This is a genomic window from Acinetobacter sp. M5A5_2a (assembly GCF_053345265.1).
In genome coordinates, this window is record NZ_JBKEZV010000008.1 from 1 (window position 1) to 12,143 (window position 12,143).

The 12,143-nt window shown below is 38.9% G+C and carries 10 protein-coding genes; 1 reads left to right on the forward strand and 9 read right to left on the reverse strand.

Features of this window, described 5'->3' with window-relative positions; genetic code table 11:
- The first annotated feature begins 332 nt into the window (after positions 1 to 332).
- Entirely contained in the window at positions 333 to 1,364 is a 1,032-nt protein-coding gene (locus ACLBWE_RS10530) for a helix-turn-helix domain-containing protein (protein ID WP_447602737.1), read from the forward strand.
- Between the two features lie 11 nt (positions 1,365 to 1,375).
- On the opposite strand, the gene ACLBWE_RS10535 is transcribed toward ACLBWE_RS10530, so the two are convergent.
- The 9 genes from ACLBWE_RS10535 to ACLBWE_RS10575 all read right to left on the reverse strand — a co-directional run bounded on the left by ACLBWE_RS10535 (position 1,376) and on the right by ACLBWE_RS10575 (position 12,130).
- Complete coding sequence (locus tag ACLBWE_RS10535; protein ID WP_348950679.1) at positions 1,376 to 2,716, reverse strand: hypothetical protein; 1,341 nt, start codon at positions 2,714 to 2,716, stop codon at positions 1,376 to 1,378.
- A 363-nt stretch (positions 2,717 to 3,079) separates the two neighbouring features.
- Positions 3,080 to 3,964, reverse strand: a complete 885-nt coding sequence (locus ACLBWE_RS10540) for a bile acid:sodium symporter family protein (RefSeq protein ID WP_447602740.1) — start codon at positions 3,962 to 3,964, stop codon at positions 3,080 to 3,082.
- 84 nt (positions 3,965 to 4,048) lie between these two features.
- Positions 4,049 to 5,689: an AMP-binding protein gene (locus tag ACLBWE_RS10545; RefSeq protein WP_447602742.1), complete on the reverse strand. Its 1,641-nt coding sequence runs from the start codon at positions 5,687 to 5,689 to the stop codon at positions 4,049 to 4,051.
- Positions 5,690 to 5,757: 68 nt separating this feature from the next.
- Complete coding sequence (locus ACLBWE_RS10550) at positions 5,758 to 7,131, reverse strand: long-chain fatty acid transporter (protein WP_447602744.1); 1,374 nt, start codon at positions 7,129 to 7,131, stop codon at positions 5,758 to 5,760.
- A 213-nt stretch (positions 7,132 to 7,344) separates the two neighbouring features.
- Positions 7,345 to 9,168, reverse strand: a complete 1,824-nt coding sequence (locus tag ACLBWE_RS10555) for an acyl-CoA dehydrogenase (protein WP_447602746.1) — start codon at positions 9,166 to 9,168, stop codon at positions 7,345 to 7,347.
- A gap of 9 nt (positions 9,169 to 9,177) precedes the next feature.
- The gene (locus ACLBWE_RS10560) at positions 9,178 to 9,639 is read right to left on the reverse strand and encodes a MaoC family dehydratase (RefSeq protein WP_447602748.1); all 462 of its coding nucleotides are present in this window, start codon (positions 9,637 to 9,639) and stop codon (positions 9,178 to 9,180) included.
- Between the two features lie 2 nt (positions 9,640 to 9,641).
- Positions 9,642 to 10,553 (reverse strand): SDR family NAD(P)-dependent oxidoreductase, encoded by a 912-nt coding sequence (locus ACLBWE_RS10565; RefSeq protein ID WP_447602750.1) that lies wholly within the window; start codon positions 10,551 to 10,553, stop codon positions 9,642 to 9,644.
- A gap of 44 nt (positions 10,554 to 10,597) precedes the next feature.
- Positions 10,598 to 11,353 carry an SDR family NAD(P)-dependent oxidoreductase gene (locus ACLBWE_RS10570; protein WP_447602752.1) on the reverse strand — a complete coding sequence of 252 codons (756 nt, stop codon included), beginning with the start codon at positions 11,351 to 11,353 and terminating at the stop codon, positions 10,598 to 10,600.
- A 12-nt stretch (positions 11,354 to 11,365) separates the two neighbouring features.
- Complete coding sequence (locus ACLBWE_RS10575; RefSeq protein WP_447602754.1) at positions 11,366 to 12,130, reverse strand: SDR family oxidoreductase; 765 nt, start codon at positions 12,128 to 12,130, stop codon at positions 11,366 to 11,368.
- Between the last annotated feature and the right edge of the window lie 13 nt (positions 12,131 to 12,143).

Here is a 12,143-nt window from a genome sequence, read left to right on the forward strand (position 1 = left end):
TGTAGGCCAGCCCGCAAATGGTAATCTGCAATATTTAAGGTGTCAATGTGAAATTGGCTAGAAAATATTTAATTAATTATTGTTTTTCATTTAATTACACAATTAAGGAAAACCTTAAATATTGGCTTAATAATTTAAATTCTACTTTTACAACATCAATATAAAGTCCTCTCTATAACTTTTACCAAGCTAGATATATTTTTAAATAAAAAGATAATGATTAGAATGATATGTACTATAAAAATGGGCAAAATTAAAACAGGCATGTCCATCCCTTTTCTTTAATAGTTTTAATGGGTAATCTATGATTTTCAGAATAACTTATTAAAAATATGAAAAAGGGATTTAGTGTTCATAAGTATGTTGTTTCCAACAATAGAAAAGGTTTTTATCTTTGGGCAATCAAAAATGATAAAAAAGAGCTTTTTGAATCAATTTCTAAAGATTGGGTTGCATTAGAAACTTTCTCAGGGGACCGAGTTCCACTCGAAATAATCAGTCAAGAAATAAGAAACATGGCAACTCTTGCCAATGAACCGAATCTAGGTCTTAAAGTGATCGACAGTGGTGATATTAAACTTTCACCTTTTTATAAGATTATCAGCTTAAGCTTAGGGCCAGCCTTAACTAAAAAAATAGATTTACCTTTTATTTTTATTGTGCGATTAATTGTTCATTATTTCAGTATCTTAACAGAGGTTGTCTCTATTGATTTACAAGAATCTGGCAACAGTATCAATATCAAATTTAAGCCCAACTTACCTGAACTCTTTAGTTATCATCAAATTGAAGGATCTATGCTTGCAGTTACACGACTTATAGCTCATTTGCAAAACTTTTGGCCGGATCAAATCGAATTTCAACATAAGCCAGATGTTGTCCATTTAGATATTTACTTAAAAATGTTTAAAGCATACCCACTATTTTCAAAAGAAAAAAACCAATTAATTTATGATTCGACCAAACATGTCTCGTTAGATTCACCAATAGTTATCAATCCTTTCATAAACTCGATCGAGCAACAGTTTCCAGAAATTTCTTATAAAGAAAAAGTAAGTTTGGTGCTTTGTACGACATTAGGTTTTCTATTACCTAATATTAAAGATATAGCCACATCAATGAATATTAGTATCAAAACACTGCAAAGACGATTAAACAATGAAAGTACGACTTTTAATGACATTCTCTTAGAAATACGAAAAAAAAGAGTCATTGAATATCTGGCAACTGAACAGTTTACCTCTCAACAAATAAGTACCTTATTGGGCTATAAAGCAAAAAGCCAATTCCTAAAAGCATTTCAAATTTGGTTTGGGATGACTCCAAAAGAATATAAGGCGAGAATATTTCATCTCGCCCCATAATATTTATTTCATTAGAAATTTAATTTTTGGTATGCATTACATCCTAGAGCTTCAAACTCTGCTTTCGTGAAGTATTGCGCTTGTGGTAAGTACTCACCCAGTACAGTACTTTCGTCTCCTGGGGTTTTCGTATTTTGAACTGCATTATGGAAATTGCTCGATGGCAACATATTACGGATAACAATTCTCGCATCATTTTTATTGTCTGTACGACCTTGAGCAATCGAGAATCCATCTCCATTTTCAGACCATTTCAAAAAGTCTACACCACACTCTTTGGTTGCATTGCTTGGGCGATCACTACTAAGTCCCGTAACAATTGTATATTTCCCATCTGGATTAATTGTAATATTTTCATCAAATAAACAATCAGTTACTTTCTGAGAGTAATATTCATTCTGACACATTGACCAGTAACGGAGTTGTGCATTTTTACTATCAAAGCGATCCTCGCCATTAAATGTTTTTGGTACTTGTGGAATTTTGCCACGAATAACAACAATTGGTTTAATACTACGATCTAAGAATGTGCCTATGTACTGATTATCCAAATTTGCATAAAAAGCTACGCTTCGAACAGGGTTAGTATCGCATTTCCCACCAAAATCACATTGGAGTGAAAAGGCGGTGTTATAACTAGAACGCCATATAGGAACATCTTTAGCAGGATTGTTTTTACGAACTTGAGCATATGTTTCTGCTGGAATAAATGGAATACTAAGTATCTTATTATCACTATTCAATGCATTACAGGCTGCTTGTCCAGTTAATACTTGTCCTTGCCGTGTGGTTAACTCAATTTTTGGTAGGCTTACACCACCTAATAAGTTTTTCCCTTTATTTGGTATGTATACTCGATAAAGCAGTACAGCTGCTGCTCCATCTTTAGCGTAATCATACATCGTATTTGCAGCCCGACTTGCAGGGGCTTCGCCAGCCGCAACGGTTAAGGTGTATGACCGATTTGAATTGTTTCTAGCACTACCATCAACAAATGGATTAACGCCATTATTATTAGGAATAATTGTACTATCACTAATAGCATCAGCAGGTGAAGTATCAGCTTTATAACTATTCATAGACATATATCGAGCGTAAGGGAAATCTCCTTTTAGTCGAAGTACAGCACCTTCAGGTAAGCTATATTTAGCGCTCCAATATGCGCTGCCAGTATCAGGAAAAGCAAAGTTAGTGGCAGGATTTTCTTTTACATAGGGGCCTTGCCAAAAACAATCACTTGTTTCAACTGGTGGAGTGATTGTGACGTTTTCTTCACTCGAATTATCTCCGCATGCACTCAACCCAACTGTAATTAAACAAAGACTCGCGATAAAATTAATTGCTTTATACATATGTCCTCCTAACATTTTGTTATTAGCAATAACAATAATGATAGACAAAATATTTTTATAGATAAGTCGCTATGGAGGACATTTTTCTCTAAAGAGGTCGCATTTAGCGACAAAAGAATATTTCTAAACTACTTCTTTGAAATGAAGTGGTAGCCAATACCCTTTTACTGATTTTTCCTCCACCTTAATTGAAGATCTGTATCAACTGCTGCAAACCAAATATGCGTTGAATCATGCGCTTGATCCTATTACTTGGCTGAAAACAGCCTCTTGCCAATTGACACCAATCCTTAAGGTTAAATCCACAAAAAAAAGATCCTTTAATTTTGAATTAAAGGATCTTTTTTTGAATTCGTTTTGGTTTTAGGTAGTAGTTGATATCTGCGCGATCTCTTTCTTTTCTAGACGATTTAGCAATGTGCCAAAAATTGCTGCAACAATGTACATAAATAATGAATAAACTGCTGCTGGCATAGCGGCCATATTGCTTGCCATTACTGTAAATGCAATGGTCATGGCTAAGGTACTGTTATGAATCCCAATTTCAAACGCACAAGCTTTTGCCTGAAAGCTATTTACACCGAATAATCGTGGAACAAAATAGCCAACCATTAAACTACATACGCAGAACAGCAAAGTTGCCAACCCAATTTGCCCAATATATGTCATCAGATTTTGGTAATCTCGCGCAATTGCCAATATGATGATGGATACGAGAAAAACGATAGCAAAAATACGGACTGGTTTATTGAGCTTTTCAGCCATATGCGGTGAAAAATGACGGACTAACATCCCAATACCCACAGGTACTAAAATAATGAGAAAAACTTGTATGATTTTAGAGAATTGCAAACCTACATTTTGTCCATTTTCCATAAAGTGTTGTATTGCAAAATTCACGATTAATGGAAGTGTAAAGGCAGCAATTACCGAATTTATAGCCGTTAAAGTAATATTTAAAGCGATATCACCTTTATAGAGATAACTAAATAAATTAGCAGTTGGCCCGCCCGGTGACGCAGAAAGGAGCATTAATCCAACAGCAAGCATTGGTGGTAAAGCAAGAACCTTACAAATAATAAAAGCAATACTGACTAAAATAACCAGTTGGCAAAATAATGCGATAAAGACTGCTTTGGGGTGTTGTCGTACACGTTTGAAGTCATTTACGGTCAGCTCTAGACCTAAACCAGCCATAATAATTGCAAGTGCAATTGGTAAAAATACGGTAATTAATCCTGAACCCATAATCTCATTCCTTTTTTTCCATTTATTGATGGACCTTCTAGTCCTATACGCTTATGTTTTTAATTAAAAAATTAAAAATTCTTATTAAACCTTTAGTTCTTTTCTTAAAATTTTACCCACATTCGACTTTGGTAGTTCATTAATAAATTGAATATAGCGTGGTTGTTTATAACCTGTCAGGTTTTCTTTTGCATAGGTCTGGATTTCTTCAACCGATAAAGAGTCATCTTTTTTAACAATAAAGGCTTTAGGCACTTCACCCGACTTTTCATCTGCAATGCCGACCACGGCGACTTCTAAAATTTTTGGATGTTGAGCCAAAACTTCTTCAATTTCGTTCGGAAAAACATTAAAACCTGAAACTAAAATCATGTCTTTTTTACGGTCAATGATTTTGGTATAGCCTTTTTCATTCATGAAGCCAATATCACCCGTTCTAAAGAAACCGTCATCGGTCATGACTGCTTTAGTTTCTTCAGGTAAATTCCAATAACCTTTCATGACCTGCGGGCCACGAATTGCAATTTCTCCAGTTTCACCGGGTGCTAATTGATCACCTTCATCATCCAAAATAGCAATATCTGTACTCGGTACAGGAATACCAATCGTGCCACTAAAAAGATTAGAGATTGGCGGGTTAAAGGTAGCAACAGGCGATGTTTCTGATAAGCCATATCCTTCACGGATAATACGTCCTGTCAGTTTTTCCCATCCATCGGCAGTGGATTTTAAAATTGCCATACCGCCACCTGTGGTAATTTCTAAACGGCTATGGTCCAATTTATTAAAGCCTTCATGATTAAGCAGTGCATTAAATAAAGTATTTACGGCAGGAAAAACTGTAGGGCGATATTTTTCAAAACAATGCACGAGAGCATCTAAATCACGCGGGTTTGGAACTAAAACAGTGGCATAACCTTTATTCATTGCACTGTGCAATAAACACACAGTAAAACCAAAAATATGATAAAGCGGTAAAGCACAGATCGCTATTTCATCTTCAAAAGCATCTCGGTCACCAAAATAGCTTTTAAAAACCACATTATTTTGTAATAAATTGGCGACAATATTTTTATGGGTTAATTCCGCACCCTTTGATACACCTGTTGTTCCTCCCGTATATTGCAAAAGCACAGTATCATCAAGAACAAGTTCAGGACGTATATAGTCTTGGGCATTCACCTTCAATAAGATTTGCTTAAAATCGTAGTTTTTTGAATCTGATGTGTCTAATTCAGCAGGTTGTTCGACTAACATTTCAGTCATCGTGGTGGTAATAATCTGCTCAACCAACACTTGCTCTTTGATAGCCTCATAAACAGGTAAAAACTGTTCCAATATGAATAAGACTTTTGCGCCTGCATCATTTAATTGATGCTTTAATTCACGTGCTGTATAGAGTGGATTAATATTGACCAGAATGTAACCTGCACGAATTACGGCAAGTGAAATAATCGGGTATTGAATAATATTGGGCATCATTACGGCAACACGTGTACCTTTTTCTAGCCCTAAACTTTGCAAGAATGTTGCTACTTGTCGGCTATATAAATCGATTTCAGCATAAGAAAAAGATTTATCTGCAAATATAAAAGCATTTCTTTGCTGAAACTTATTAAAACTGTTGTCCCAAAAATCGAGAAGTGAAGTTTGTTCATCAGGCAATGTAATCGTACTTTCAATCTTCCATTGCTTATATTCATCTAACCAGATCTGATTTGTCATCTTATCGTCCTTTATGATAGAGAGGAATTTCGATTTTCTTCTGTGTCATCTATGTCATTATTGTTAAGTTAAAATTTATAACCAATTTTCAAACCATAACCAATTGAATAGTTATTTTTATATTCACCGACATAATATTCACTGCCTGCCTGAGCGCCAAGCTGACCTTTGGCATCACCTAGCCATAGATACTTCATTCCACCTGAAATAAAGTATTTTGAAGTTGGACTATATTGCGCACCAAGACCAACATTGTAATAACCTTTCGCTGGCCCGCCTGTGGACACACGTTCTCCTGCGCCCGAATCCCAACCAACAGAAACTGAACCTGACCATTTATCACTTAGACGTTGCCCAATGCCAAGATTGGCAGACCATTGATCGTCATAATAACGAACCAAATTAAAACCATTTGGACGACTTGGTGTTGATAAAACACCAACTACTTCTGAGATTTCGCCAAAACGATAGGGTTTAAACTCAAAATCATTCCAGTGAACCCAACGCACGTTACCAAACAATAAAGTGCCTTTGCGTAATCCGGTCTGAAATTCCAAATTCACTGACTCTGGTGCTCTAAATTTAGTTGGACCTGAGGTTCCTGCATCTGGTAAGCCCGCCACAATATGATTGAGCGCTTCTTTACGTGATTCAGTGAGTTGCCCTATAGAAACCATATACGCCAAATGCTGATCAAGAAAATCACGGCCTTGCTGCGTACTTAACATATCAACCATTGGTGCATTTTCATTGGCAGTCACTTCATGCATAATTTCTGAACGATAGGTCAATGAGGCTTTAATGGCTTTCTCGGGGATTTGATAAGCCAATCCTGCCGTCCATCCCCAATCTCCCACTTCTTTGGCATCAAAGTCATAGCCATTATATAAACTGAAAACTTGACCTCTTAAATTGACGTTACTTTTAAAAGTTTGATAAACAGGACCTGCATAAAAATTCCAGTTTTTATTCGGTTGATAACCAAAAATCAGACTAAAATTTTGCATAACAAAATTCGATTTGGTATTCCCTGTTACGACTTCTCCACCTGTCTTTTGGGCAAGTGTTGCAGAATTAATGCCTGGTACTAAAACCGTATCGTTCGGGGTAGCAACAAAGCTGTTCTTTCCATAATATTCGGAGTCGGATGTAAATGGCTGATCATAAAGAAAGCCAAATGAAAACTGCGGGGCTAACTGTAATTTCAAAGCTGCACTGGGGCGATAATCAGAATTTGCAATATCAGAAATAGCATTACGCGTTGGATTTGTACCCGCTTCTTGTCCTTCTAACGAAGTGTCTGAAACAGATAAACTTGCCTCAAAATAATTATCAGGTTGTAGAAATGCAGAAATTGATTGTCCTGTTCGATCAAATGCTGCTGCATAGAGTGGGCTCGTACAAAATGAAGCCATTACCATGACTAAAGTTTTCTTTTTCATCTTTTAATCCGTCCTAGATTTTTTATTTTTACTTATTAGGGCGCTCTTATACCGAACGCCCGAAGTTTGTTTCTACATGGTGGTTCTTATTCGGCAACTTCAAATAAACTGGCTGTTTCCACATCTCCCATTGATACCACGACATAACACATCTTCAATACACTTAGGTCCTTCTCCTGCCCATTCAACGGCGCGCTTAAGGAATGGTTCTTACTAGAACCATTCTTCTGCCATAGTGAGTGGAGTCGTCTCTACTGGATCAAGCACTGCTAACCAACTTATAATTTTTGGCATTTCCCAACCAAAGAAATAATCACAAGCTGCAAGCTTTCCACGCAGAAAATCAGGGTCTGTTGAATTTGGCATGAGTTTATGAATGACTACGGCTTGATCAAGCCATAACCACCCCACCACAAGATGCCCAAAGGCTTCCAGATAATTGGCGGCATTTGCCAGTTGGAGTTCTACATCGGTTAAAGCATGTAATTTCTCTGTTACATTCTGGATGAGTTGCCACTTTTGAGCTAAGTGATCTGCATGATCTTTTAACGAAGGCTCTGCTTTGGCTTGTGCGATCGTATTCATGATTTTTTCATGTAATAGTTTCATCGACAGCCCCTGATTAAGACGAGTTTTACGTCCTAATAAATCGAGTGCCTGAATACCAAATGTTCCTTCATGGATTGGATTGAGTCGATTGTCCCGATAAAACTGTTCAACATTATATTCACGGGTATAACCGTAACCACCATGAACTTGAATTGCTAAATCATTTGCTACAAGTCCCCATTCAGAAGACCAACTTTTCACCACCGGAGTTAATAGATCAAGTAATTGATTGGCTTGATTACGCTGCTCGGCATCTTCAAGTGAGTGGATATCATCGGTTAAGCGGGCTGCATATAGGCACAGTGCCAATGCACCTGAGACATATGCTTTTTGCGCCAACAGCATACGGCGGACATCTGCATGTTGAATGAGCGGGATTTGTGGAGAACTTGGATTACGTTCGCTACGAGAGCGACCTTGTACTCGGTTTTTTGCATAATCTAAAGCATGCAGATAACCTGTATATCCCAATGCTGCCGCCCCAAGTCCAACCGAAATTCGGGCTTCATTCATCATATGAAACATATAGGCCAGCCCTTTACCAGCTTCGCCGACTAGCTCGCCAATTGCACCTGCTTCTCCTTCGGGTGTGAAACGACCTTCCCCAAAATTCAGCACACAGTTAACTGTTCCCCGATAGCCCATTTTATGGTTAATTCCAGCCAATACCACATCGTTACGTTCGCTTGGCTGCCCATTTTCATCCAGTAATTTACGCGGTACGGTAAACAGAGAAATGCCTTGCACACCTGCTGGTAATTGTCCATTTTCATCTGGAATTTTTGCCAAAACTAAATGAACAATATTGTCAGAGATATCGTGCTCGCCGCCGGAAATCCACATTTTGTTTCCAAACAAGCGATAACGACCATCTTCTGTTTTAATCGCACGTGTACGGATATCAGCAAGACTTGAACCTGCTTGTGGTTCAGATAAACACATCGTTCCGAAGCATTTACCTTCCATCATGGCGTTGACATAGGGTTTCACTTTTTCAGGTTCACCATGAGCCATTAATAAATTTGCATTACCAATGGTTAAAAAGGCATAGCCTGCTGTTCCTGAATTGGCACCGAGTAGATATGCTATACCTGCACGCTCAATGGTATTGGGTAAGTTCATCCCATTCCAATCTGATGGAAAAGCTGCACTCATCAAACCCGCATCAGCAAAGGCCTTAAGCGCGACTCCGACTTCAGGATTGACAGTCACACGCTCACCATCAAAAACAGGTTCGTTACTGTCATTTTTTTTATTATGAGGAGCAAATAAATCGGTTGCCAAAGCCTCGTAAACGTTTAAAACAGACGTATATTCAAAACGGTCCTGTCCTGCAAAAGAATTGTGTTGACTAAGTTCTTCGACTTTTAGCCAATCGAATAGCAAAAAATCTACATCACGACGAGAGAGAATTAATTCATTGCTCATGGTTTATTCCTATACGTTCACAAGTGTAAGCCACTCTGTAACAAGTGCTGGCTTGGCTTGGTTTTCAATTTCAATCGTGACTTCCATGATCAATTGATAAACTCCCTTATTTTTTTCGGAAACATTCTTTAAGTGAAAATGTCCGCGCACACGCTTACCGCTATGTACAGGGCTGATAAAACGCAAATTATTGATGCCATAATTCACGGCAGATTGCTGCCCTTGTACAGTAGGAATGACTTGGGCGGCCATAGCTGAAAGTAAAGATAGCGTTAAAAAACCATGTGCAATCGTGCCACCAAAGGGAGTTTGACGAGCAGCTTCTTCATCCACATGAATAAATTGACGATCCAGTGTTACATCAGCAAAGGTATTGATCATGGTTTGCTCTATTGCAATCCAGTCTGAGCTACCGAGTGCCTTGTCTTGTAACTCAAAAAGCTGGTCGATGCTTAATGTATTTTTTGTCAAAATTATTCTCCTGCCATTAATGAAGCCTTTTTCAGCTCAAGCTCACCCTGAGCGCCTCCTCTGACAGGCACAAACTCATCTGTTCGGTCTGAAACATCAGCTAAACGGTGTGCTAAAACATGAGGAACTTGTTCATCTGTACCTAAATAAATTCCTTGTGTGAGGGTGATGTGTGCTGCCTCAAAACTACCTGCGCCAGCGCAAAGAATCATACGGGTAGGTGCATCTTCGCTAACCAAAGTCGCGATTGCAGGACTGACCGCACTTGGCGCAAGAGCTTTAAGTGCTTCTTCGGGTAACAACCCTTCAAGCATACGAGTTGCAGCTGTTGGTGCTAGACAGTTCACCCGAACATTAGATTTTTCACCTTCTAAAGCAAGCGTCTGCATTAAACCAACCAAAGCCATTTTTGCAGCACTGTAGTTGGACTGCCCAAAATTGCCATATAGACCAGAGGATGAAGTGGTCATGACAATACGACCATATTTTTGCTCACGCATGATATCCCATACCGCTTTAGTGCAATTTACCGCCCCCATGAGATGCACATCAATTACTGTACGGAAGTCATCTAGTGACATCTTACTAAAGGTTTTATCTCGAAGAATTCCAGCATTATTAATTAAAATATCTACACGACCCCAGCGGGCAATTGTTTCATCTACCATCTGTTGAACTTGTTCAATATCAGTGACTGAAGCGCCATTTGCCATCGCCTCGCCACCCGCTGCAATAATTTCATCCACGACTTTTTGGGCCGCCATGGTTGAGCCACCCTTTCCGTTTACATCACTACCCAGATCATTCACGACCACTTTTGCACCCAAACGAGCCAGTAACAGCGCATGTTCTCGCCCTAGACCAGCGCCAGCACCTGTAACAATAGCCACTCGATTGTTTAAATTAATTGTCATGATTTTTTCCTAAATAAATGAATAAGATGTATTTAATAAATGTTTTAATAAGCTGTCACGCCGCCATCAATTGCAATGGCTTGACCTGTGAGATATGAGTTTTCTTTGGCACACATCATCAGCATCATTGCCACCACTTCGCTGGGATGGCCAAGACGCTTCATTGGCGAGGCCTGCGCTAAAAAGTCTTGTTTCTCTTTGAGTTCACTGTCGACCACCATCGGGGTGGTTGTATAAAATGGACAAATTGCATTAACTCGAATGCCTTTATTTGCATATTCAATCGCTGCAGTTTTGGTTAATCCCACCACAGCATGCTTTGCCGCAGCATAGGCAGCCAATTTGGGAGCCGCGCCTAAACCTGCAACAGAAGCAACATTCAGAATAATGCCACCACCTTGTTGCAACATCTGACGAATTTGATGCTTTATTCCAAAGAACACACCTTTGGCATTGATGGCAAAACTCAAATCCAGATCTGCTTCATCGGTATCAATAAAGCTTTTCATCGGCGGACTCATACCTGCATTATTGATCCCGACATCGATTCTACCAAACTGAGTAACTGCACTTTGCACCAAAGCCTGTACATCTGCTTCACAGCTGACATCACACACTTGCGCAACCACCTCCACTCCTGCTTGGCGTAGCGGTTCAACTACCGTATTTAACCCTTCAATATTCAAGTCACCCAACACTAATTTTGCACCATACTTTGCCAGTTGCTCTGCCAGCAATGCACCAAATCCACTCGCCGCACCTGTGATTAAGACCACTTGACCTGAATAATGTTCGTACATTGCTATTCTTCCCTAAATAGTTAAACCGCCATCAACCACAATACATTCACCATTGGTATAACTTGCAGCACCGGACACAAGATACAGTACGGTACCCGCCATTTCACGTGGTTCTGCGTGACGGCGTAATGGAATTGAACTCATCCAGCTTGTATAAATATCTTCATTTTCAAATAGTGCTGAAGCAAATTTAGTCTTGGTAAGACCCGGCAATAAAGCATTCACTCGAATGCCCAATGGTCCGCATTCTTTTGCAAATGCTTTGGTCATATTCACCACCGCAGCTTTGGTAATAGAATAAATACCTTGTTGGTCTCCGGGTTGTAGGGCATTCACAGATGCGGTATTCACAATTGCACCGCCACCCTGTTCTTTCATTAATTTGCCGGCCTCGACAGACATAAAGAAATATCCACGAATGTTGACTTCAACCGTTTTGTTATAGGCCGCAATATCCGTATCCAAAATATGCCCAAAATAAGGATTGGCAGCTGCATTGTTGACTAAAATATCTAAACGACCATGTTCTTTACGAATATATTCAAAAATTTCTGCAATATCTTCTAGTTTACCCACATGACAAGCAACTGCTTCCGCTTTACCATTTGCTGCAATAATTTCATTAGCAACGCGTTGGCAATCTTCAACCTTGCGACTAGATACAATCACATGTGCGCCTTGTTCAGCTAAAAGTTTGGCAATTTCCTCACCAATACCACGACTTGCACCTGTAACTAAGGCTATTTTTCCAGTCAAATCGAATAAATTTGTAGCCATATCATTTCCTTAT